Origin of the sequence: Spiroplasma endosymbiont of Nomada rufipes, assembly GCF_964277355.1 — a bacterium.
GTDB lineage: Bacteria > Bacillota_I > Bacilli_A > Mycoplasmatales > VBWQ01 > Spiroplasma_E.
Genome location: NZ_OZ195517.1, coordinates 59,166 through 82,961, shown reverse-complemented (window position 1 = coordinate 82,961; position 23,796 = coordinate 59,166). Strand labels below are relative to the sequence as shown.

Sequence of the window (23,796 nt, the reverse complement as noted above, 5' to 3'; positions counted from 1 at the left end):
ATTACAACAATGGCTTCTGGTGCTTGTGCTATTGGTGGTGTATAATTTTATTTTTTTATATCTTTAAAATCAATTTTAAGGCATCAACTTTGCTGCTCGACAAACGATTTAAAATTTTATATAGTTAATTATTCACAAAAATAATCTTTTATAAAAAGAATTTTATCTAATTTTAATTTGGTATTATTAGTATCCATATCTTCAAGGATGGTTTTTATTTGGTATATAAACCTTTTTAGTTTTTATCAACTCTTCTTTGATAATTGGTTTTGGTGCTATTTCTTTTAATTCATATATTTGATGATTATAACTAAGATATAACTCATTAATAAACGATTTAAGTACAATTACATCAGTTCTAGGTTGTATGTATTGAACTTTGCTATTTTTATAAGGAAAATACTTTTTACCATAATATGTTATAGTTGAACCACTATCCGTTTTTCTTTTAGAAAATCTTGAAAGATAAATATTTATTTCTTCTTGGTTTGGAGCTTTAATCATAGCAGATTTATTATTATCAATAGGTAAGGCAAATTGCTTATTAAAAATACTTATATATATTTTAAGAAATTGATTAGCTTCTTCTAAATTTTTAATTTTATTAAGTCTAAGTTCACTAATTAAGCGACTTTGAAGTGTTCCAAATAAGCGTTCGATTCTACCCTTAGCTTGTGGAATGGAAGTTCTAATAATTTCAACACCTAAATCATTACAAGACTTTTGGAATTGAGTATAAGTATCATTTTCCGTGTTTATTTTGCCAGCATCGATTTGTTTTTTATATCCAAAAACTGTTCTGTTATCAGTATAAAATGTTTTTGGTATGCCATATTTAGTTAAAATTTGATAAAAAACATTATAATAACCATCTAATGTTTCTTGATGATCAAATCATAGTCCGACAATATTGCCTGTAGCATCATCAATTGCAGCATGTAAAAAAGCTTTTGATTTATCCTTACCAAATCAATGATGATTACTTACATCCATTTGAATTAATTCACCAAAATTTGTTCTTCGGTTTCTTGTAGGATGCAAGTTATTTTTCTTATTTTTATGTCTTTTTGGTGAAGTAATTTTTTCTTTAATTAATATAGTATAAAGTGTACTATATGAAATTTTAATTTTTTCTTCATTGTTTAATTTCTCATGGAAATGTTGAAAATTAAAATTATAATATTTGGTTTTATATAAATTCATAATCTTAATTTTGATTTCAAAATTTGTTGTTTTATTAGAAATTTTATTTCGGGATTTATGAATAAAACCAACTTTACCTTCTCTATTGAAAATTTGAATTAATTGGTTAATTCTTCTAATAGTTAGTGTAAATATTTTTAAAAAGCATTGTATTGATTTAAAAAGAGATTATATAAATATTTTTTTACCTTATACAAAAACTGTTACAAGTAAATATTCATTACGATTATATGAATATTTGCGTAGTTATTTGTATATGAATGCAAAAACTAAAGGTACCCCAACTTATGCACATGAATGAAATTTTGAAAAGTTTGCTAAAATTTTAAATTTAAGTTTAAAAAGTAGTTATTTTAAGTATGTTTCAAAACTTAAAAATAATATTTTAGAACCAGTGAAAAAAGACTTAGAAAATACTGATATTATTTTTACTTATGAATTAATTAAGGTAGGTAGAAAATATAACAAAATAATTTTAAATACACATTTGGATTTAGAAAAATTTAATGCTCAAAATCCTGAACTTGAAAAAGTACCAACTAAAAAAGAATATAAAAAGTATGCTAATAAACCAAAATTAATGGCAAATAATTTTAAAAAACATTTTGTAAATCAAGTAATTGAAAAATCAATTTTAAGTGATGAACAAGTACAAAGTATTTTAGATAATATTGATAATAATTAAAATATCATATTTTATTAATTTTACATATTTTGCAAATATAAAATAAAGTTATATTTATTATTGTAAAATATATTTTACTAATAAAATATATAAAATAATATACAATCAATATATAAAGGAGTGAAAAGAATGCCAATTGAAACCAAAAATGGTATAAAAAATAAAATATTGGAACGTGTAGAAAATACTGCAGCTTTTTCAAAAGAAAATTCAAAAGTGAAAGATAAAAGAATTACAACAGATATGATACCTAATATTTATTGTGAAAAAGAACTTGTTGAAGCTTTTAGAAAAGAAGCAAAAGAAAAAAAGTGACTATATACAACTCTAATGAATGAAATTCTTAGAGAACGTTATGGGAAAGGAAACAAAAAAATGAAAATGATTAGTTTTTGTAACAAAAAAGGTGGGGTTGGTAAAACTACCCTTTGTAAAAACATTGCTTATAAATTGGCTTTAGAAAATAAAAAAGTTTTGGTTATTGATTTAGATAGTCAAGATACTATAACATTAGAATTACAACAAGATAATACAGACATTAAGAAAACAATGGCGAAAATAATTGCTTCTGTTGAAGATATAAGTATTGATAAAATTATTCAAAAATCTAAGTATAAAAATATAGATATTATTGCTTCTAGTGAAAATGTTAGAAAATCAATTTTTTTAATAAAAGATTTATATAAAGAAAAAGAAAAATATTTAATTGGAGACTTAATATATAAAATTAATAAAAATATTTTTGATAATTATGATTATGTGTTAATTGATTATCCACCAACAGTAGATGAATTAAGTTTAAATTATTTATTAATTAGTGATTTAATATTAATTCCAATAAATAGTGGTATAGGTAGTTATAAAGGTATAGTTGATTTAAAAAATACTTTGAATTATATTACTAATATTGATAAAAGAGATATGCCTGTAATTAAATTAGTTTTTAATAATATAAAGGATAATGAAAATACATCTAATATATTAGATTGACTAAAAGAAAAAAAATATAGCAATTATTTAGTAACTACCAATATTAAGAATTCTGATACATTTATTAAAACTGAAAATGATTTAAGTAGTATTTGAGATAGTCAATACTATTGACGTCAAAAACAAGCATATGAAGAACTTATTAAAGAAATTATATAAAATAATAATGTATCTTCATTTCAATAAGTTAGTTAAGTAGCAATTAAAACTACAATATTATGTATTGTAGTGGAAAGTGTTATCAAAATTTATACATGATTTTACAAATTTTTAAAAAAATAAAATGTTAAAAAATAATTTAAAAAATATTAATTTAAAGGAAAACATAATGTCAAAATTTAATCTTGAATTTATTAAAGAACAAGTTTCAAACTCTATTTTTAATCGTGGCTTAATTATGTATAAAAATAACAGTATTAAAATAATAAACAAAAAGATAAATAATATTGCAAAAAATCAATCATTAATAATTGAATGTAAAGTATTATCTTCACAAAGTCAGGAAGAATACGAAGTAAATTTATATTTTGACTTTTATGATGGTGATATTATTTTTACTAACAAATATTGTGATTGCATGTATTTTCAAATTAATAATGCAACTTGTAAACATATCATTGCTTCGTTAATTTATTGTTATCATAAATCATCAAATCAATTTTTAATTTGATCAGGTTTAGAAAATGAACACAAAAATTTAATTTCTTTTTTTAAAAACCAAGAAAAACAAAACGAAAATCCAATGATGCCTATAGTAAAATGTAATATTAGAATTACTATTGAAAATATGTCATTAGCAAAATTACAACTTAAAGTTGGTATTAATCAATTATTTGAAGTTAAAAATATTTTTGAATTTATTAAATTGATTACTGATACTAACCCTACTATTTTTGAACAAAAAACATTTTTTAAAAAATATGGCTTTTCATTAAATAAACAAGAACAAAAATTATCTATTAATTTAGAAAAAATTGTTAATTTTTTGTATGATGAATTTGAAATATTTAATATGAAATTACCTAATGGTAACATTATTAATTTTTATAATTTTGAGGATAATAATAGTAAATTTAGGTTATTATCAGTTCAATTGGAACGCCTTTTAAAAAAAATAAAAGGCGAAACAATAGACTTAATATATTTAAGAACAATATATAATGACATTTTAATTACTGAAGAAAACTATGAATCAAAATTAAATATTAATTTAGTTAATAACCAGATAATTATTAGTAATCAAAAAGAAAAACCTTTATTTTTAACCTCAAAACTACAAAGTATTTTAGAAAATAAAAAAGTTTTATTTTTAGCAAATAATCAAAAAAATAATTGTAAAATTTTACAAACTATGAATTCTCAAAATCAAATATCATTTGATGAAAATGATAAACAAGATGTTATACAATACATAATTTCACCGTTATTAAAACGTAATAATAATATTGTTATTGATCCAATAATCACTAATAATATTATTAATACTAAACTAATTATTGAAAGTTATTTTGATTTTGATGGAGAATATATTATTTTAAAATCTGTTTTCAAATATGATGATATTATTTTTGATATTAATGATAATAGTAGTAATCCAAATAAAATTGTTCTTCGGGATTACATAAAAGAGAAAAATTATTTATATCTTTTTTCTACACTACCTTTTGAAAAAAATGGTGATAAATTGGTATTAAATGATTTAGAATCAATTATTAAATTGGTATCTAACCTTTTACCTGTAATAGAACAGCAATCAATTATTTACTATACTGAAAATTTTCAAAATGTGCGATTAATAAAAACAAAAATCAATAATTCAAATATTAGTATTAATGAAAATCAACAACTTTTAGAATTTAATTTTAGTTTAGAAAATATTGCACAAGATGAACTTAAATCAATTTTTATTTCAATAAAAAATGAAAAAAAATATCACCGTTTTGAAAATGGCAATATTTTTGATTTACAAAATAAAACATTAATAAACTTCGTTAAATTATCAGATAAATTTGATATACCATTAGAAAATTTTGCAACTGGTAAATTTTTAATTCCTAAATATCATGCTCCTTTTTTGAATGAAGAACTTTCTAATTTTAAAGATGTATCTCTTAATAAGAGTTTATACTTTACTGAGTTAATTACAAAAATTACAAATTTTAATGATAATGATATTACTGTTTCGTCTTCATTAAATGCTGTTCTTCGTGATTATCAAATTAAAGGACATAAATGATTAAAAACATTAGCATTATTTGGTTTTGGTGGTATTTTAGCTGATGAAATGGGTCTTGGAAAGACTTTACAAACCATTAGTTATATTGTTAAAGAATATGAGTTAAATTCACATATGGAGCCAATCCTTATTATCGCTCCTGCTTCGATTATTTATAATTGAAAAAATGAATTTAAAAAGTTTGCTCCACAATTAAAAAAAATTATCGTTGATGGAACTAAACAAATACGTAAAGAAATTTTGAAAAATTATAAAAATTACCAAATATTAATTACTTCATATCCGTTATTACGTCGTGATTTTATTGAATATGATAGTTTATCATTTTCACATTGTTTTATTGATGAAGCTCAACATATTAAAAATCCTGCTTCATTAAATGCTAAAGTAATAAAAGGTATTAATTCTACAATTAAATTCGCTTTAACTGGAACCCCAATTGAAAATAATTTAACCGAATTATGATCAATTTTTGATTTTGTACTACCAGGGTTATTACTTTCACACCATAAATTTCAAAAACAATATGAAATACCTATCACTCGTAAACAAGATAAAGTATTATTAACACAATTAATTAAAAAAATAAAACCATTTATTTTACGTCGTTTAAAAAATGAAGTTATTACTGAATTACCTAACAAAATAGAAAATAAAGTTATTATTGAAATGACTTCTCGTCAAAAAAAGATCTATGCGGCTTATGCTATGGCAGCACGTAAGGAATTAGAAGATTCTATTAATAATAAAAATTTTAATAAAAACAAAATTCAATTTCTTACTGCATTAATGCGCTTGCGACAAATTTGCTGTGATCCAAGCATTATTGATAACAATTATGAACAAGAAAGTGCTAAACTTAATATTTTACATGATATTTTAGAAGAACTTATTTCTTTTAAACATAAAATTTTAATTTTTTCTCAATTTACTAAAATCTTAAAAAAAATAATACCAATTTTAAAAAAATTAAAAATTAATTATTTATATTTAGATGGTAAAACGGATTCTAAATCACGAGTATTATTGGTTGAAGAATTTAATAATAATAGTAATATTAGTGTTTTTTTAATTTCTTTAAAAGCTGGGGGAGTTGGTTTAAATTTAACATCAGCAGATGTTGTTATTCATTTTGATCCTTGATGAAATCCTTCCATTGAAAATCAAGCAACAGACCGTGCTCATCGTATTGGACAGAAAAAGGTTGTTCAAGTAATAAAATTAATTACTAAAGGAACAATTGAAGAAAAAATCATTACTATTCAAAATCAAAAATTAGACATTATTAATTCAGTATTTGATGGTAATAATGATACACAATTAATTACTAATTTAACAGAAACGGAATTAATGAATTTATTAACACCTATTTAAATTTAAGAAATATGAAACATTTAAAATTATATAAAAAAGCCCAACAGCTAGGGTTGGTAATTCGAGAGCTATACTCTCTTGCACAGCGTTAACTGTACTAACAAATTAATTATATAATTAATTTATAAATATGTCAAATTTGAAAGTGGAAAAAATATGCAACAAAAGTACTGATGAAAGTTACAAAAAGGAACTGGCATTAAAGTTCAAATTCCTGATGATATTGATAAAGTGACTGGTAAGCAAAAGTATCGTCCAGCAATAGTTATTAAGTCCTATCCAAGTCATGTAAAAGTTCAGTTAATGACTACTTAATCTAGTAGTCATGATTATTTTAAAATAAAAATTGATAATCAAATTCAATATATAAGACCAATTTATTATAGGACTATACCGATTGGGTGAGTTAATAGGAATTGAAAAGATAAAAATAATAAATTGATAGTACTTAATAAAACAAATAAGTTTTTTCAAAATATTGCTGAAAAAGAATATATAGAAATTCTTGGTCAAAAATTAAATTTTGCAAAAATTAAACAGTTAAAAAAAGAAAATCAGGAACTTAAAAAACATATTTGTATGCAATCATTAAAGTTGAAAAATCGTAATCGCGGATAATTTTTATATTTGGTTAAGTGAATTTTCAAATTAATTATATTAAAAATTAATTGCAAAAATATTAGCTAAATTGTAAAGGTAAGTGCAACTAAATTATTTTTCTATCCAAATATTCGATTGGTGAAAGATAATTTAATATTTTTCTCGGTCTTTGATTTAAAGACAATATAAATTTATGAACTTCATTTTTATTAGTTTTTGAAAAAATAAATTTTTTAGGAAATTTTTCTCTAATTAAACCATTAGTATTTTCATTAGTACCTCTTTGTCAAGGTGAATATGGATTGGCAAAATAAATTTTTACATCTAAATTTTTTTCAAGTTGTTGTCAATTTGAAAATTCTTTGCCACGATCAAAAGTAATAGTTTTAACAATGTTTTTAGGAAGAATTGATAAATAATAACTGACATTTTTATTAATAACTTTAGTAGTTCTGTTTTTAACTAATATTGCTAAAGTAAATCGTGATACTCTTTCAACTAAAGTTATTAAACATGATTTGCTTTTACCTCGTGATGATACTATAGTATCTCCTTCTCAATGACCAAGTGTTATACGATCATTAACATTTATATCTCGTTCTTTAATTGATTTACCATTAAACTTGCCACGATTTTCTTTAGATTTTCGTTTTTTACCTTTTCTTCTTAAATTTTTACTAGTAACTTTATCAAGCATTCCAAAATAAATTCAAGTATAAATTGTTTTAAAACTAATAACTCACTCTTTATGAAAATTTTTAATTCTGTCATAAATTTGTTCAGGTGATCAACCTAATAGTAATTTTTGTTGTACATATTTTACTAAATTCTTATTTTTAAACTTATGAAAACTAATATGTGATTGTTTTCGATTTTCAGCTTTATTTTGTGCAATTAATGAAAAATAATGATTATTATCTTTATTTCTATTAATTTCTCGAATAATAGTACTAATACTTCGATTAAGATTTTTAGCTATTTCACTAATTTTAAATTTAAATTTCAATTGATTCTCAATATAAATCCTTTCATCTATGCCAAGATGTTTATAACTCATATAAAAACTCCTTACTTTTTTCTAAACTAAATTTAGCATTATGAAATTTTTATATGAGAATTTTTTGCAATTTTATTTACTTGCACTTACAAGTATAATTCAGCAAATGAAAAAAATATTTTATAAAAATATTGGTTTATACAAATTACATCGTTCTAATTAATTAGACCATGAACATGGTAGACCTGCAATCTTATTAAAGTATAAATTTAAAAAATCATGAATTTGATGTGGCACTAGTAAAAAAGATTTAGTTACAAAAGAAAAACCTTTAACAATTAATTTGAGTAAAACTAAAACATACTTTTATTCTACTGGAATAGAAAGAGTAAATACAATTGATTTAAAAGATAAATGAGTTAATTATTCAACAAACAACGTTTATGAACTTTCTTCGTTTGAACAACAAGAATTAATTTCTAAATTTGTTAGTTTTACTTTAGAACAAAATCCATATGTAAAAATTAAAAATTTAGAAATTAATAACAAAGAATTAGAAACAAAAATACAAAAATTAGAAACAGAAATTCAACAACTGAAAAAGAAATTAGTGCAAGATTTAAAGTTAAAAAATCGTAATCATGGATAAATTTAATTAATTATGGAATAAGTCTTATGAAAAAATATATGAAAGTGAAACTCAAAAATAAGTATCTTAAATTTACTTAAAAAAAGCCTAATTAGGCTTGTTTATTTTTTGAATACTTATAAAAAACATATAAATTTTTAAATCGTTTGTATATGACCTAATTAGGAGTCTTAAAAATTGATTTTAAAAAGATAAGATATTATACTTGCAATATCTTATCTTTTTTTTACATTTGTGATGAACTTCGTTTATATCCGCTTGTTGAAGGTTGATTTTGCAAATCTATAGAATTGATTTCATTTTTTTCAAATATTAACTTAGGTAATTTTGAACTTGTTGAATTAATTAATTCGTTTTCAAAAAACTTTCTTTTGATATTTTTCATATCACTTGGGTTGTCAGAAACATATACAAAATTCAATTGTTTGAATAATAATTCACTTATTTCTCAACTAATATCATATTTTTTTAATACCACATCTAAAGGAATAAACCCTCCAACATCTTTAATATTTGGATCTGCACCATTTTCAAGTAATAATTTAACCATTTCAATATTATTTGTATATATAGAAAGATATAAGGTAGTAGCCAAATTTTCATCTTGTGCATTAATATCAGCACCATTTTCAAGTAATAATTTAACCATTTCAATATTATTACATTCTACAGCTCAATGTAAAGGTGTACATCCATTTATATCTTTTAAATTTACATCAGCATGATTTTCAAGTAATAATTTAACCATTTCAATATTATTACATTCTACAACTAAATGTAAAGGTGTACATCCATCTACATCTTGTGCATCAATATCAGCATGATTTTCAAGTAATAATTTAACCATTTCAATATTATTATTTTTTACTGCAATTTGTAAAGGAGTATAACGACTTTTTTTATCTTCAATATTAGCATTAATTTTAAAATTTTCATTTAATCACCTAAATGACAATATGTCATTATATTTTGAAAAATAAATCAAAAGTATGTCAATATATATTTTTTTATTAATATCATTAATATTATCATATTTTAATATTTCCTTAATAATTTCAATTCGATTATTATTAAATGCATAATCTAAGATTGTACAATTATTTTCATCTTGTACATTAATATCAGCACCATTTTCAATAAGCAATTTTACTATTTCAATATCATTATCAGAATTTGCTACAGCAATTTGTAAAGGTGTACATCCATTTATATCTTTTAAATTTACATCAGCATCATGTTGAAGTAAATATTCAACTATTTCAAAATAACCATTATCTACTGCATAATGTAGAAGAAAAACTAAAGGTTCATTCTTATTATATTTTTCATTTTTTTCATTATTTTTTATCAAGCAATCATCGATATTTTTATGTTCAAAAAAATTTTTTAATTTTTGTTCTTTATTTCAAAGTATTGATTCATTTATATTTTGAATTTTATTTTTAAAATTATTGAAATGAAAATCATTTATTTCTTTTTTAATTGTTGCTTTTCCTTTAATAGAAATAGATAGTAAATCATTAGAATTGATTAATGATTCGTTAGTAACAAATTTACCATGAATTCCTTTTTCAAAATTAGTACCATCTCCACCTTTTCCATAATAAATTTTATTGATATCTAAATTTAAATTAGTTAAATTAATGGCATATAAAAATCATTTTTTATTGCTTGATTTATTTGAAAAAGAATGATTAAATCTATTAATTAATACATTATTTCCACTAATATCAATGCCTACTTCTTCTCACATTTCTTTTACAACTGTTGTATAATAATCCATACTCTCAAGTCCACCGGTAATAGTACTATACTGACTAATTTTAGATACTATTTCATGAGCTGGGTTTTTTTCTTTATGTATTTGCAAATAATAATATTGATTGTCTTTTAAAACATAGGGCAAAATGGCAACTCCTTGGTTGTTACATCAAGGTTCTTCAACATAGATAAAACCATTCTTTATTTTTACTCCAATAAATTTAGAATCAAACAATACTTTTTCGTTATTTATATTTAACATAATTTATTTTACTTCCTTTTAAAAATAGAAATCCGTAATGAATTATAAAATTTAATATAAAATTTTATAAATTGATTATACAATAAATTTTATTTTTGTTTAAATTTTCGGAAGTGAAAATATGTCAAATAAAATCAAAAGACCAATGAATGTGCTTATATGCTTTTTAGTAAAGAAAAGAGAGCAGAAATTATTCAACAAAAACCAGAACTTAAATCAAAAGTTGCAGAAATTGCAAAATTGATTGGTAATCATTGAAAAAATGCTTATTACGATACAATTATCTAGTTACCGGTGTGGTCTTGGACGATGGCGCTGGTAACGATTATATTTAATTTAAAGATTTGTAAGGTAGTACAAACATTTTGGACTATTTTCCATATAATAAAAGTTTATCAAAATAATCCATAGGAGTCATTAATCCTAATGATTTATGTGGTTTAGAATTGTTATAATATTCTTGAAAAGAATTCACTAATTTTTGAAATAAACTAAAATCACTATTTAAATATGGTTTTATTTCAAATAAATTACTTCCATTTCTGTGAAATCTTTCAATCTTACCATTACTCTGTGGTGATCTAAACGGTGTAGTTTCATATTTATTGATAAAATTACAATTAGTGCTTTTTTAGTTACAATCGGTATTGGAAGTAAAATATTTTCATCATTATTTTCACCTATAACAAAAAAAGTTGAATCATGAATTTCTAACAAAATATATAAAAATGAAGAACTTAAAGAAAAAAACAAAAAAGAACGTGATTCAATAATTAAAAATTTAATAAGTGATAAACTAAAAACTAAATTACAAACTCAATATGATATTTTAAAACAAGAATTAGACAATAGAAAAGATAAAACTATAAATGAACTCTTAAATAATAAAACCATAAATAATAGTTCAAATATTGAACCATTAAACGTCAGTGATTTTGATTCAGATATAAAAAATACAGTAAATAATCAAGGTCCACAATCTTCAATAAGTTCAAATCATAACTGAAATAAAGTAAAATGTTTATTAACATAAACAATAAAGTTCTAATCGCTATTTTCAAAAAATAGCGATTTTTTATTATTTTTTACACATTTTTCGTTTTAAAAATATATAATTTTTCTTGGATATTTTAAGGATAGAAAAAAATATTCAAAAAAATTGAGAGGAATTTTATAATATGGAAAAATGAAGCCAAGCAGATAAAGACAAGTGAAACAAAAGAGTTGATGAAACAAATAAAGTTTGAGGAGAAAAAAACGAACGTGAAAGACGAGAAAGAGTTGCTAATGCTCTTGGATTTGAAAAAGAAAAATCAAAAGTAAATAGCGAAGCTTCAACAAGCAAAGGACAAAGTTCTAGTAGTAAATCACAAAAAATGTAAATTTTAATACATGACTATTGTAATAACTAAATTTTTATTTTAAAATTTTTAATATTTATGCTAAATTGTAAAGGTAAGTGCAACTAAATTATTTTTCTATCCAAATATTCGATTGGTGAAAGATAATTTAATATTTTTCTCGGTCTTTGATTTAAAGACAATATAAATTTATGAACTTCATTTTTATTAGTTTTTGAAAAAATAAATTTTTTAGGAAATTTTTCTCTAATTAAACCATTAGTATTTTCATTAGTACCTCTTTGTCAAGGTGAATATGGATTGGCAAAATAAATTTTTACATCTAAATTTTTTTCAAGTTGTTGTCAATTTGAAAATTATTTGCCACGATCAAAAGTAATAGTTTTAACAATGTTTTTAGGAAGAATTGATAAATAATAACTGACATTTTTATTAATAACTTTAGTAGTTCTGTTTTTAACTAATATTGCTAAAGTAAATCGTGATACTCTTTCAACTAAAGTTATTAAACATGATTTGCTTTTACCTCGTGATGATACTATAGTATCTCCTTCTCAATGACCAAGTGTTATACGATCATTAACATTTATATCTCGTTCTTTAATTGATTTACCATTAAACTTGCCACGATTTTCTTTAGATTTTCGTTTTTTACCTTTTCTTCTTAAATTTTTACTAGTAACTTTATCAAGCATTCCAAAATAAATTCAAGTATAAATTGTTTTAAAACTAATAACTCACTCTTTATGAAAATTTTTAATTCTGCCATAAATTTGTTCAGGTGATCAACCTAATAGTAATTTTTGTTGTACATATTTTACTAAATTCTTATTTTTAAACTTATGAAAACTAATATGTGATTGTTTTCGATTTTCAGCTTTATTTTGTGCAATTAATGAAAAATAATGATTATTATCTTTATTTCTATTAATTTCTCGAATAATAGTACTAATACTTCGATTAAGATTTTTAGCTATTTCACTAATTTTAAATTTAAATTTCAATTGATTCTCAATATAAATCCTTTCATCTATGCCAAGATGTTTATAACTCATATAAAAACTCCTTACTTTTTTCTAAACTAAATTTAGCATTATGAAATTTTTATATGAGAATTTTTTGCAATTTTATTTACTTGCACTTACAAGTATAATTCAGCAATTTTTAAATTCTTCAATTGTAATAAACATTAATGGGTCTTTAATAGCTATAATAATTTACTCCTTAATGTAAAATAAAGGGTATTTAAACCCTTTAAATTTTAACTTTAGTTGCTTTTTTCTTATCTTTTTCAGTTAATTCTTTTCTAGATGCTCTTTGACTAATAATAGTATTTTTAAATACTTCATCTTTTTCTTCATCATTATTAAAACTATCAAGTAATTTTGCAACTGATGTAGTTTCTAATTGTAATTGAGAATTTATTTGTTTAATATTTGCTTTAATAAATTCTAATTCTTTATTATTTTTTAATTCTTTTGCTAAATTTGATTGTTTTGTTTTTTTAATAATTTTTGATAAAAATAATAAAACAATAGTAACAATTACTCCACTAGCAACTGCTCCACTTAATACTGATGAAATTACTGTTGTAGATAAATTCATTTTTTATTCCTCCAATTGAATTTTATTTGAATGTTGTTTACATAATTGACATTCTTTTTTATGTTTTTTAATATTTTTATATTGATATATTAAATATGGACTTGTAATAATAATTGGTATTTTTATTAATACATATTTAATCAATTTTCCATAATTACCTAATTTAGTTACTAAATTTAGTCCAATATGACCAAACATAGGAAATAAAGTTAATATTAAATGGTCAGGTCAAGTAAAATTATATTGATTATTATAACTACCTATTCCCATTTCTATTGGTATTTTAGGTATTAATCATGGTGTTATTGTAAAAAATAATGTTATTAACATAACAAGACTATGACTTGTTATTTTTAAAATATTTGATATTAAAATTTTAATTTTATCAATATGAGTACTATTTTTATTAAATCAAATCTTATTTAATCTTTTATATTATTTATTATCTTTACTTAATGGATTAATAGTATTTCATATACCAATTGGTTTAATTGGTTTATCTAATTCAATAATAATTATCACCTACTTTCATGTTTTATAAAAATTAGAATTTTGTTTAATTTTTATATATTTATTTGTATGTAAAGAATTTTTTAATAATTGTTTTCTTTCATATCTTCATTGATTACTTCCTATTTCATTTTTAGATAAAGTTTTATATTCTTTTAATTTAAAAAAACCTTTTTCTAATCTATTAATAAAATTCATAGTTTTTTGTACATTAATATTATTTGGATAAATTACATTTGTATCTTGTGAACCATAATATTTACCTTTTTTTGCTAATTCACTTTTAACATATTTTCTTAATTGACTTGGTAATCATTTTCTATTTCAAAATTTTCAAAATATAGTTCCAGCACCAGTACCATTTTTACCTTTTGCTTGTGTCATTAATATTCATATTTCTTGTGGAAATGCTGGATAAGTATAAGGACCATATCATATTTTTCTTTTATCATTATCACTTTGAAATAATGTTGTTAATGTTCCAATTTTTAAATTTTTATTGTCAACAGTAAATCTACCTTTTTTAAATCATGAACTTGATAATACTTCTCATGCATTATTTGATATTTCTTCTTCATTTTCTTTAAATAAATTATTAAATTTATTTACATAATTTTTAACTGTTCTAATTTCTGTTGGCATAATAGATTTTTTTAAACTATTTACTGGCTTTTTAAATTTATTAATTTCATGTTGAAGTATACTTAATTCATTTGGTTTTAATATACTTATTAATTTTTTAAGTATATTTGGATTTAAAAATGAATAAGGTTGATGTATTTCATTTTCATTAACATTTTCACTATCAAATACTGCTTTTAATGATTGATTTTTATAATATTGTTTTAAAACATTTATTAATGCTAATTTAATATCATTAGTTGCTAAAGCATAGTATATTCATTCAATAATTAAAGGGTTCATATGGCTTACAAACCGTTATATACAGTTGCTCTATATATTGGTTGTGTTCTCTCTAAAACATCATTAATTAATCTTCTATTTTCGCTAGTAAATGTTGTTTCTTGCATTTCTTCACTATTATGATTTGTTTCCATAGGTAATAAATTATGAATAATTTCAGATGCACCAGCAACAATAGTCGGAACTGCATAAGCATTCATAAAATCATTATTAATACCCATTGCAACACCACTTGAAATCAAACATCCACCAGTAGCCATATTTGCTATTTTACGTATATTTTCAAACTTGCTAGGTATTAATTCAGTAATACCAGCAAGTAAATTGGCAATACCATATTAATTTAAAGATATATAAGTATCTCAATCCATTAAATGATTATTATCAATATTAGTAGTATTTAATAATAAATCTGGAAAAGGATTAACTGTAGTTGTACTAGTAGTAGTTATAGGAATAGGTGTAGTTGTTGGTTCTATAGGATTTATATTATTAGTAAATTTAGCATAATTAACTAAACCTATTGTTCCTAATCCTAGTAATATTTTTTTAGAACTATTTAATAATTTAGTTTTAGTATTTGGCATTTGATTTAAATTTCAAATATCAATCCCTAATTTTTTTGAAAAAAATAAAGCATTTATACTTCCTAAAATAGGATTACCTATTAATTGGCGATAATAAGCACTTGTACCTATCATTGCTGATAATGGTGATAATCCAGTTCTTATTAATTTTAATAAAGTATAATTACTCAATTGTGTAGTCTCAGCATGTTGTGGCATGTTTATTTTCTCCTTTTAATAATTTAGTAACTTTTTTAATTTGAATAAGTATTTTACCTTTGTAATGAATATTATCTCCAACACAAACAGCAAAACTTTCATGTGGATTTGATACAATAACATAATTTGGATTTAAATTAGGATATTCATAAAGTAATATTGCTAATATATCTTTTTCAGCACTACAACCAATATTTCAAATAGCATTTTGATTTCTAATTCCTTCTTTATTATTTTTAAAATATTCATATATTTTTTCATCAGCATTATTTTCTTTTAAATAATCTAATAATTTATAATAACAACCATTTGAAAATAATTCATAATAAGCGTAATTTAATTTTTTATTATTTTCTTTTGTTCTTTTACCTTTTCCTACAATAAATACTTGTTTTAATTTTTGTAATGGATGTCATTTATCTACAGCATAATCAATTTTTAAATAATTAGCAGTAGATTTAAGATAAGTTGCACCATCACCAGTTAATTTTAAATTTCTATTATTATAACCAATAAAAAGATTATCTAAATTAGTTATTATTGATTTAGCAAATTCTTTTTTACTAATTCTTTGACCTTTTCTAGTTGATAAAACATAAATATATTTATTTTCTAAAACATGTCTGTTATCAGTAGATTTTTCTAAATCAAAACCTAAACTAATACTTACTGTTCGATGTCTAAATTTTCTTTTTTTCTTATTATCAATTAAATTATTATATGATTCATCTGATTGAATATAAATAAAATCAGTAGGTAATATTTGCCTTTTTTCTTGTGGTAAATCTTGTACAAATATAGTTGTTTTCTTTACTCTTCTACAAATAGTTGATAAAGATATATCAATTTTTAAATTATGTTTAATTATAGGATATGTAATATTATTTAAATCTGCTTCATAAATTATTAATTTATTAACTCAATTTGTATAATTTTTATATTTATCAATATCAATATATGTTCTTGTTGGATTTATAATTTCATTTGTTAATTTATTTTTATATGTTCTTAATGGTAAATAAGATACTCCAAATTCGCTTTTTATTAAATATTTTCTACGTTTTATTACTTTATATTTGCTTCTATCATATTGATTTAAAAATCAATCATTATCATATTTTAATATTTTATTATCGTAATCTAATAACATTTGTTTTTCATGATTAATTTTATGTTGATAATTATCAAGTTTTTCGGACATTAAAATCATAATATTACTAATCCCTTCTTTAAACTACAAATGATTATATATAGATACATTAGGAAATGTTATAATATACTTAATGATAATAATGATTTTAAAGGTGATAATATGCCAAAACAAAGAAAAGAATTAGGAAATTATGATGTTACAATTAGTAATTATTTAAGAACTAAAAATAAAACATTAACACCACAAGGATTAAATAATGAACTTGGAATTGATAGAAAATTTATATTTGATTGCCGACGCAGAAGCAATCCATGACAACGTAATTTTTTAAAAAGTTATGATAAAGCACGTAGTATTATTTCAACTCATATGTTAGAAAAAGCATTAGTAAAACCAGAATTAATTTATACACATTGATTAAAATCTCATCCAAATGAATTTGATATTAATGAAGAAGATAATACTATACAAAGTAATATAATTATTAATATTTGTGAACCAAGAAAAATAGAAAATAATGATTAAAGGTCTATATTATATATAGATTTTTTCTTTATTTTAAAGGATAAAAATGATATAATTAAGTAAAGTGAATATGTTAAATAACATATATAAAAGTGACCTATTAACCAAGTTAATTATCAAAAATTAATAAAGGGAGATTAAAAGTATGAGCGATTTTACTTTTGATGAAAAATAGAATTATAGTTTAGATGATGTTAAAAATTTATTAAAACAACATAGAAATGTAGTATATGCTGAAAGTAAAAAAGATATTGAACCTAAATTAAATGAATATCAAACTAAATTAAAAGAATATGAAATAAAAGTAAATGAATATCAAGAAAAAGAATTATTTACTAATTTTAATGATAAACAAGTAAAACTTGCTAAATTATTAATGAATAGTGAATATAAATAATTTGATAAACATTCTGCTTTAAATAAAATAAAAGAAGATTATGCAGAATTATTTAATAATAATGAAATTAAACCAGAAATAAAACAAGAAGAAATTAAAATATTTAATCCAAAAATTATTTCTGATTTAGACAAAATAGCAGATACTAATAAAATTAATCAACTTAAAGAAAAAGCAAAAACTACTGGTATTACTGACCAAAGAGAATTAGCTACTTTAATTAGTGTTGCACGTGGTAATAAATAATATAAATTAAATAATTAAATATTTTCTGCTTAATTTTTATTAAGGAGAGAAAATAATGGCTTTACCAGATTTACCAAAGGCTTTAGTTACTGGTGGTAATAGTTCAACAGAAAAAGCAATTTTAAGTGTAATGGAAGCACAAATACGTGGTGTTTTAACTAATGAAATGACATCAGTATATTTAAGAACAACTATTACACCAAATCAAATTAGTAATTTAACTGGTGTAGGAATCGCTATTTATCGAGCAATAGCACGATTAGTATGAGTTTCTATATGAGATGATAATACTGGAACTAAAAAACAAGTAGGAACAGTAAAAACAACTAGTGTTATTTTAGACCAAATATTAGTTATTGATTGAAAAGTAACCGAATTTGATATTGAAAGATTTTTAAGTTCAACACCAGAGGTTGCAGCATCTATGGTTAGTGGATGAGTTTCAAGTATGACAGATAATTTATTTTATAATTTAGAATTAAGTTTTTTACAAGGTATTAAAGATTATGCTATTGCTAAATCATTAGTATTACCTATTAATTTATTAAATTTAACTCCAGAAACTGCAAAAGAAGCATTTTATAAAATTGGTTATAAAAATAATAAACAATTAATTAAAAAAATTACAGATATTATGGTTGGTGGTAATAAATCAGATATTACTGGTGTATTTGGAATTGATGGAACATTACAAATGACAAAAGCATTTGCATTATTAAATTATTCACAAATTGCTGCTGATACTGTAAAAACTGGAAAATTGTATAAAACATCAGTAATGGGTGTAGAAATATATGAAAGTTTCTTTTTAGAACAAGATTTTATTCATAGTACAGAAGAACAAAAATCATTAACTGCTATGCATTTAGAAAAAGATTATATTTTAAATGATATGTTAGGTGCAATGATTAATAGATATATGTTAGGTATGCCTATTTCATTTGAAAAAATTAGACAAATTCTTGACCCAAATACTGGAAATATGAAATGATTAGGAAAATGTTTATATTCAGCACCTACTGCTATTAGACCAGATTTAATGTATATTATTATGTCTAAAATGCCTACTGTACTACTGTACAAGAAATTCAAAGTGCACGTGCTAAAGAATGAAGTAAAGTTGAGAAAAAAACTGATGCTACTTTTAAAAAGACTGATTATGATGATTTTCTTTTAGATTTAGAAAATGTAATTTATTATAAAGATTTAGGAAAAATTACTATGGCTGGTGATAAACCTACTAATGCTGAATTGGATACTGCAATAGTAAAGGCTGGTAATGTTGGATTTGCTGCAACTAAAGCAAAATATGATGTTATTACCGATACATCTGCTACTATGACTGGTAATGGTACTGATTATATTGGAATAGTTAAATTAACTTATACTAAGGCGTAATTATGAATTATATTTATGAAGTTTTTAATAATAAATCACATATTATTATAAATTCACAAAAACCAGAAGATTTAAATAGTTCAAGTGATGTATATCATTTAATAAAATCTATATCTAATAATAATGCTAAAATTTATTCAAAAGAAGCATTTTTTAATTTATTAAAATTAAAACAAGCAAGAATTAATAAATTAAAAGTGTTTGTTTAAATTTATAAAATTTAATAAATCTAAACCTAAGTAGTTAGGAATTTTTGTTGTAAAATAGTAAAAATAAAAAATATATTTTGTTGAAAAAAATATAGAAAAGATATATAATAATAGCAACAATTAATAATTTATTTTATCTTTTATTTAAAGAAAATTAAATTATATCCACATTTGAAATACGTCCAATATTCGATTGGTGAAAGATAATTTAATATTTTTCTCGGTCTTTGATTTAAAGACAATATAAATTTATGAACTTCATTTTTATTAGTTTTTGAAAAAATAAATTTTTTAGGAAATTTTTCTCTAATTAAACCATTAGTATTTTCATTAGTACCTCTTTGTCAAGGTGAATATGGATTGGCAAAATAAATTTTTACATCTAAATTTTTTTCAAGTTGTTGTCAATTTGAAAATTCTTTGCCACGATCAAAAGTAATAGTTTTAACAATGTTTTTAGGAAGAATTGATAAATAATAACTGACATTTTTATTAATAACTTTAGTAGTTCTGTTTTTAACTAATATTGCTAAAGTAAATCGTGATACTCTTTCAACTAAAGTTATTAAACATTATTTGCTTTTACCTCGTGATGATACTATAGTATCTCCTTCTCAATGACCAAGTGTTATACGATCATTAACATTTATATCTCGTTCTTTAATTGATTTACCATTAAACTTGCCACGATTTTCTTTAGATTTTAGTTTTTTACCTTTTCTTCTTAAATTTTTACTAGTAACTTTATCAAGCATTCCAAAATAAATTCAAGTATAAATTGTTTTAAAACTAATAACTCACTCTTTATGAAAATTTTTAATTCTGCCATAAATTTGTTCAGGTGATCAACCTAATAGTAATTTTTGTTGTACATATTTTACTAAATTCTTATTTTTAAACTTATGAAAACTAATATGTGATTGTTTTCGATTTTCAGCTTTATTTTGTGCAATTAATGAAAAATAATGATTATTATCTTTATTTCTATTAATTTCTCGAATAATAGTACTAATAATTCGATTAAGATTTTTAGCTATTTCACTAATTTTAAATTTAAATTTCAATTGATTCTCAATATAAATCCTTTCATCTATGCCAAGATGTTTATAACTCATATAAAAACTCCTTACTTTTTTCTAAACTAAATTTAGCATTATGAAATTTTTATATGAGAATTTTTTGCAATTTTATTTACTTGCACTTACAAGTATAATTCAGCATTTTGTTAGAAATTCATGATTCAATTTTTTTTGTTATAGGTGAAAATAATGATGAAAATATTTTACTTCCAATACCGATTGGAAGTAAAAAAGCACTAATTGTAATTTTATCAATAAATATGAAACTACACCGTTTAGATCACCACAGAGTAATGGTAAGATTGAAAGATTTCACAGAAATTGAAGTAATTTATTTGAAATAAAACCATATTTAAATAGTGATTTTAGTTTATTTCAAAAATTAGTGAATTCTTTTCAAGAATATTATAACAATTCTAAACCACATAAATCATTATGATTAATGACTCCTATGGATTATTTTGATAAACTTTTATTATATGGAAAATAGTCCAAAATGTTTGTACTACCTTACAAATCTTTAAATTAAATATAATCGTTACCAGCGCCATCGTCCAAGACCACACCGGTAACTAGATAATTGTATCGTAATAAGCATTTTTTCAATGATTACCAATCAATTTTGCAATTTCTGCAACTTTTGATTTAAGTTCTGGTTTTTGTTGAATAATTTCTGCTCTCTTTTCTTTACTAAAAAGCATATAAGCACATTCATTGGTCTTTTGATTTTATTTGACATATTTTCACTTCCGAAAATTTAAACAAAAATAAAATTTATTGTATAATCAATTTATAAAATTTTATATTAAATTTTATAATTCATTACGGATTTCTATTTTTAAAAGGAAGTAAAATAAATTATGTTAAATATAAATAACGAAAAAGTATTGTTTGATTCTAAATTTATTGGAGTAAAAATAAAGAATGGTTTTATCTATGTTGAAGAACCTTGATGTAACAACCAAGGAGTTGCCATTTTGCCCTATGTTTTAAAAGACAATCAATATTATTATTTGCAAATACATAAAGAAAAAAACCCAGCTCATGAAATAGTATCTAAAATTAGTCAGTATAGTACTATTACCGGTGGACTTGAGAGTATGGATTATTATACAACAGTTGTAAAAGAAATGTGAGAAGAAGTAGGCATTGATATTAGTGGAAATAATGTATTAATTAATAGATTTAATCATTCTTTTTCAAATAAATCAAGCAATAAAAAATGATTTTTATATGCCATTAATTTAACTAATTTAAATTTAGATATCAATAAAATTTATTATGGAAAAGGTGGAGATGGTACTAATTTTGAAAAAGGAATTCATGGTAAATTTGTTACTAACGAATCATTAATCAATTCTAATGATTTACTATCTATTTCTATTAAAGGAAAAGCAACAATTAAAAAAGAAATAAATGATTTTCATTTCAATAATTTTAAAAATAAAATTCAAAATATAAATGAATCAATACTTTGAAATAAAGAACAAAAATTAAAAAATTTTTTTGAACATAAAAATATCGATGATTGCTTGATAAAAAATAATGAAAAAAATGAAAAATATAATAAGAATGAACCTTTAGTTTTTCTTCTACATTATGCAGTAGATAATGGTTATTTTGAAATAGTTGAATATTTACTTCAACATGATGCTGATGTAAATTTAAAAGATATAAATGGATGTACACCTTTACAAATTGCTGTAGCAAATTCTGATAATGATATTGAAATAGTAAAATTGCTTATTGAAAATGGTGCTGATATTAATGCACAAGATGAAAATAATTGTACAATCTTAGATTATGCATTTAATAATAATCGAATTGAAATTATTAAGGAAATATTAAAATATGATAATATTAATGATATTAATAAAAAAAAATATATTGACATACTTTTGATTTATTTTTCAAAATATAATGACATATTGTCATTTAGGTGATTAAATGAAAATTTTAAAATTAATGCTAATATTGAAGATAAAAAAAGTCGTTATACTCCTTTACAAATTGCAGTAAAAAATAATAATATTGAAATGGTTAAATTATTACTTGAAAATCATGCTGATATTGATGCACAAGATGTAGATGGATGTACACCTTTACATTTAGTTGTAGAATGTAATAATATTGAAATGGTTAAATTATTACTTGAAAATCATGCTGATGTAAATTTAAAAGATATAAATGGATGTACACCTTTACATTTAGTTGTAGAATGTAATAATATTGAAATGGTTAAATTATTACTTGAAAATCATGCTGATTTAAATTTAAAAGATATAAATGGATGTACACCTTTACATTGAGCTGTAGAATGTAATAATATTGAAATAGTAAAATTGTTTATTGAAAATGGTGCTGATATTAATGCACAAGATGAAAATTTGGCTACTACCTTATATCTTTCTATATATACAAATAATATTGAAATGGTTAAATTATTACTTGAAAATGGTGCAGATCCAAATATTAAAGATGTTGGAGGGTTTATTCCTTTAGATGTGGTATTAAAAAAATATGATATTAGTTGAGAAATAAGTGAATTATTATTCAAACAATTGAATTTTGTATATGTTTCTGACAACCCAAGTGATATGAAAAATATCAAAAGAAAGTTTTTTGAAAACGAATTAATTAATTCAACAAGTTCAAAATTACCTAAGTTAATATTTGAAAAAAATGAAATAAATTCTATAGATTTGCAAAATCAACCTTCAACAAGCGGATATAAACGAAGTTCATCACAAATGCTGAATTATAATTGTAAGTGCAAGTAAATAAAATTGCAAAAAATTCTCATATAAAAATTTCATAATGCTAAATTTAGTTTAGAAAAAAGTAAGG

General features: G+C 21.9%; 28 protein-coding genes and 2 pseudogenes. 16 read left to right on the top strand and 14 right to left on the bottom strand.

All coding sequences use genetic code 4. From position 1 onward, the window contains the following. Nucleotides 1–186: 186 nt before the first annotated feature. On the bottom strand, nucleotides 187–1,323 hold the full coding sequence (locus ACICQF_RS00445; protein ID WP_395473680.1) for an ISNCY family transposase: 1,137 nt from the start codon (nucleotides 1,321–1,323) through the stop codon (nucleotides 187–189). A 136-nt stretch (nucleotides 1,324–1,459) separates the two neighbouring features. On the opposite strand from ACICQF_RS00445, the gene ACICQF_RS00440 reads away from it, so the two are divergent. From ACICQF_RS00440 to ACICQF_RS00420, 5 genes are all read left to right on the top strand, one after another. Then, a complete protein-coding gene (locus ACICQF_RS00440; protein ID WP_395473276.1) occupies nucleotides 1,460–1,888 on the top strand; it encodes a hypothetical protein in 429 nt (142 codons plus the stop codon). A 129-nt stretch (nucleotides 1,889–2,017) separates the two neighbouring features. Continuing rightward, nucleotides 2,018–3,037, top strand: a complete 1,020-nt coding sequence (locus ACICQF_RS00435) for an AAA family ATPase (RefSeq protein WP_395473275.1) — start codon at nucleotides 2,018–2,020, stop codon at nucleotides 3,035–3,037. A gap of 124 nt (nucleotides 3,038–3,161) precedes the next feature. Then, on the top strand, nucleotides 3,162–6,488 hold the full coding sequence (locus ACICQF_RS00430; protein WP_395473274.1) for a DEAD/DEAH box helicase: 3,327 nt from the start codon (nucleotides 3,162–3,164) through the stop codon (nucleotides 6,486–6,488). Between the two features lie 156 nt (nucleotides 6,489–6,644). Continuing rightward, nucleotides 6,645–6,803: a hypothetical protein gene (locus ACICQF_RS00425; RefSeq protein ID WP_395473273.1), complete on the top strand. Its 159-nt coding sequence runs from the start codon at nucleotides 6,645–6,647 to the stop codon at nucleotides 6,801–6,803. A 123-nt stretch (nucleotides 6,804–6,926) separates the two neighbouring features. Continuing rightward, nucleotides 6,927–7,106, top strand: a complete 180-nt coding sequence (locus ACICQF_RS00420; RefSeq protein WP_395473272.1) for a hypothetical protein — start codon at nucleotides 6,927–6,929, stop codon at nucleotides 7,104–7,106. A gap of 88 nt (nucleotides 7,107–7,194) precedes the next feature. Here ACICQF_RS00420 and ACICQF_RS00415 read toward each other — a convergent pair whose 3' ends face one another. Beyond that, the gene (locus tag ACICQF_RS00415) at nucleotides 7,195–8,145 is read right to left on the bottom strand and encodes an IS30 family transposase (protein WP_395473271.1); all 951 of its coding nucleotides are present in this window, start codon (nucleotides 8,143–8,145) and stop codon (nucleotides 7,195–7,197) included. 40 nt (nucleotides 8,146–8,185) lie between these two features. On the opposite strand from ACICQF_RS00415, the gene ACICQF_RS00410 reads away from it, so the two are divergent. Together ACICQF_RS00410 and ACICQF_RS00405 are read left to right on the top strand one after the other, a co-directional pair. Continuing rightward, nucleotides 8,186–8,308, top strand: coding sequence for a hypothetical protein (locus ACICQF_RS00410; RefSeq protein WP_395473270.1), 123 nt, complete (start codon nucleotides 8,186–8,188; stop codon nucleotides 8,306–8,308). Nucleotides 8,309–8,428: 120 nt separating this feature from the next. Continuing rightward, the gene (locus ACICQF_RS00405; protein WP_395473269.1) at nucleotides 8,429–8,734 is read left to right on the top strand and encodes a hypothetical protein; all 306 of its coding nucleotides are present in this window, start codon (nucleotides 8,429–8,431) and stop codon (nucleotides 8,732–8,734) included. Nucleotides 8,735–8,960: 226 nt separating this feature from the next. Here the strand turns inward: ACICQF_RS00405 and ACICQF_RS00400 are convergent, their stop codons facing one another. Beyond that, on the bottom strand, nucleotides 8,961–10,757 hold the full coding sequence (locus ACICQF_RS00400) for an ankyrin repeat domain-containing protein (RefSeq protein ID WP_395473268.1): 1,797 nt from the start codon (nucleotides 10,755–10,757) through the stop codon (nucleotides 8,961–8,963). Nucleotides 10,758–10,907: 150 nt separating this feature from the next. Between ACICQF_RS00400 and ACICQF_RS00395 the strand changes: the two are divergent. Then, a pseudogene (locus ACICQF_RS00395) lies at nucleotides 10,908–11,045 on the top strand (hypothetical protein); the annotation flags it as partial. An 82-nt stretch (nucleotides 11,046–11,127) separates the two neighbouring features. Here ACICQF_RS00395 and ACICQF_RS00390 read toward each other — a convergent pair. After that, the gene (locus ACICQF_RS00390; protein ID WP_395473679.1) at nucleotides 11,128–11,286 is read right to left on the bottom strand and encodes an integrase core domain-containing protein; all 159 of its coding nucleotides are present in this window, start codon (nucleotides 11,284–11,286) and stop codon (nucleotides 11,128–11,130) included. A gap of 15 nt (nucleotides 11,287–11,301) precedes the next feature. Here ACICQF_RS00390 and ACICQF_RS00385 point away from each other — a divergent pair, with 15 nt between their 5' ends. Together ACICQF_RS00385 and ACICQF_RS00380 are read left to right on the top strand one after the other, a co-directional pair. Further along, on the top strand, nucleotides 11,302–11,790 hold the full coding sequence (locus tag ACICQF_RS00385; RefSeq protein ID WP_342257709.1) for a hypothetical protein: 489 nt from the start codon (nucleotides 11,302–11,304) through the stop codon (nucleotides 11,788–11,790). A gap of 145 nt (nucleotides 11,791–11,935) precedes the next feature. Next, nucleotides 11,936–12,139 (top strand): hypothetical protein, encoded by a 204-nt coding sequence (locus ACICQF_RS00380; protein ID WP_395473267.1) that lies wholly within the window; start codon nucleotides 11,936–11,938, stop codon nucleotides 12,137–12,139. Between the two features lie 335 nt (nucleotides 12,140–12,474). Here the strand turns inward: ACICQF_RS00380 and ACICQF_RS00375 are convergent, their stop codons facing one another. After that, the gene (locus tag ACICQF_RS00375; RefSeq protein ID WP_395473266.1) at nucleotides 12,475–13,173 is read right to left on the bottom strand and encodes an IS30 family transposase; all 699 of its coding nucleotides are present in this window, start codon (nucleotides 13,171–13,173) and stop codon (nucleotides 12,475–12,477) included. A 40-nt stretch (nucleotides 13,174–13,213) separates the two neighbouring features. Here ACICQF_RS00375 and ACICQF_RS00370 point away from each other — a divergent pair, with 40 nt between their 5' ends. Further along, a complete protein-coding gene (locus ACICQF_RS00370) occupies nucleotides 13,214–13,351 on the top strand; it encodes a hypothetical protein (protein ID WP_395473265.1) in 138 nt (45 codons plus the stop codon). 21 nt (nucleotides 13,352–13,372) lie between these two features. On the opposite strand, the gene ACICQF_RS00365 is transcribed toward ACICQF_RS00370, so the two are convergent. The 6 genes from ACICQF_RS00365 to ACICQF_RS00340 form a co-directional block, all read right to left on the bottom strand. Continuing rightward, nucleotides 13,373–13,723: a hypothetical protein gene (locus ACICQF_RS00365; RefSeq protein ID WP_395473116.1), complete on the bottom strand. Its 351-nt coding sequence runs from the start codon at nucleotides 13,721–13,723 to the stop codon at nucleotides 13,373–13,375. Between the two features lie 3 nt (nucleotides 13,724–13,726). Continuing rightward, the gene (locus tag ACICQF_RS00360; RefSeq protein WP_395473264.1) at nucleotides 13,727–14,053 is read right to left on the bottom strand and encodes a hypothetical protein; all 327 of its coding nucleotides are present in this window, start codon (nucleotides 14,051–14,053) and stop codon (nucleotides 13,727–13,729) included. A gap of 192 nt (nucleotides 14,054–14,245) precedes the next feature. Continuing rightward, nucleotides 14,246–15,157: a hypothetical protein gene (locus ACICQF_RS00355; RefSeq protein ID WP_395473263.1), complete on the bottom strand. Its 912-nt coding sequence runs from the start codon at nucleotides 15,155–15,157 to the stop codon at nucleotides 14,246–14,248. A gap of 5 nt (nucleotides 15,158–15,162) precedes the next feature. After that, a complete protein-coding gene (locus tag ACICQF_RS00350) occupies nucleotides 15,163–15,417 on the bottom strand; it encodes a hypothetical protein (RefSeq protein WP_395473262.1) in 255 nt (84 codons plus the stop codon). Nucleotides 15,418–15,495: 78 nt separating this feature from the next. Continuing rightward, nucleotides 15,496–15,942, bottom strand: a complete 447-nt coding sequence (locus ACICQF_RS00345; protein ID WP_395473261.1) for a hypothetical protein — start codon at nucleotides 15,940–15,942, stop codon at nucleotides 15,496–15,498. Continuing rightward, entirely contained in the window at nucleotides 15,908–17,152 is a 1,245-nt protein-coding gene (locus tag ACICQF_RS00340; protein WP_395473260.1) for a hypothetical protein, read from the bottom strand. Before ACICQF_RS00340 ends, ACICQF_RS00345 begins: the two co-directional genes overlap by 35 nt. A gap of 102 nt (nucleotides 17,153–17,254) precedes the next feature. Between ACICQF_RS00340 and ACICQF_RS00335 the strand changes: the two genes are divergently transcribed. The 4 genes from ACICQF_RS00335 to ACICQF_RS00320 all read left to right on the top strand — a co-directional run bounded on the left by ACICQF_RS00335 (nucleotide 17,255) and on the right by ACICQF_RS00320 (nucleotide 19,870). After that, the gene (locus ACICQF_RS00335; RefSeq protein ID WP_395473259.1) at nucleotides 17,255–17,620 is read left to right on the top strand and encodes a hypothetical protein; all 366 of its coding nucleotides are present in this window, start codon (nucleotides 17,255–17,257) and stop codon (nucleotides 17,618–17,620) included. A gap of 698 nt (nucleotides 17,621–18,318) precedes the next feature. Beyond that, nucleotides 18,319–19,440, top strand: a complete 1,122-nt coding sequence (locus ACICQF_RS00330; protein WP_395473258.1) for a hypothetical protein — start codon at nucleotides 18,319–18,321, stop codon at nucleotides 19,438–19,440. Nucleotides 19,441–19,484: 44 nt separating this feature from the next. Further along, on the top strand, nucleotides 19,485–19,661 hold the full coding sequence (locus tag ACICQF_RS00325) for a hypothetical protein (RefSeq protein WP_395473257.1): 177 nt from the start codon (nucleotides 19,485–19,487) through the stop codon (nucleotides 19,659–19,661). A gap of 2 nt (nucleotides 19,662–19,663) precedes the next feature. Further along, nucleotides 19,664–19,870 carry a hypothetical protein gene (locus ACICQF_RS00320; protein WP_395473256.1) on the top strand — a complete coding sequence of 69 codons (207 nt, stop codon included), beginning with the start codon at nucleotides 19,664–19,666 and terminating at the stop codon, nucleotides 19,868–19,870. A gap of 140 nt (nucleotides 19,871–20,010) precedes the next feature. On the opposite strand, the gene ACICQF_RS00315 is transcribed toward ACICQF_RS00320, so the two are convergent. From ACICQF_RS00315 to ACICQF_RS00305, 3 genes and pseudogenes are all read right to left on the bottom strand, one after another. Beyond that, on the bottom strand, nucleotides 20,011–20,430 hold the full coding sequence (locus tag ACICQF_RS00315; RefSeq protein ID WP_395473678.1) for an IS30 family transposase: 420 nt from the start codon (nucleotides 20,428–20,430) through the stop codon (nucleotides 20,011–20,013). Nucleotides 20,431–20,442: 12 nt separating this feature from the next. Beyond that, nucleotides 20,443–20,985, bottom strand: coding sequence for an IS30 family transposase (locus ACICQF_RS00310; protein ID WP_395473255.1), 543 nt, complete (start codon nucleotides 20,983–20,985; stop codon nucleotides 20,443–20,445). 536 nt (nucleotides 20,986–21,521) lie between these two features. Beyond that, nucleotides 21,522–21,659, bottom strand: a pseudogene (locus tag ACICQF_RS00305) (hypothetical protein); the annotation flags it as partial. Nucleotides 21,660–21,809: 150 nt separating this feature from the next. On the opposite strand from ACICQF_RS00305, the gene ACICQF_RS00300 reads away from it, so the two are divergent. Then, on the top strand, nucleotides 21,810–23,729 hold the full coding sequence (locus ACICQF_RS00300; RefSeq protein WP_395473254.1) for an ankyrin repeat domain-containing protein: 1,920 nt from the start codon (nucleotides 21,810–21,812) through the stop codon (nucleotides 23,727–23,729). The last annotated feature ends 67 nt before the right edge of the window (nucleotides 23,730–23,796 follow it).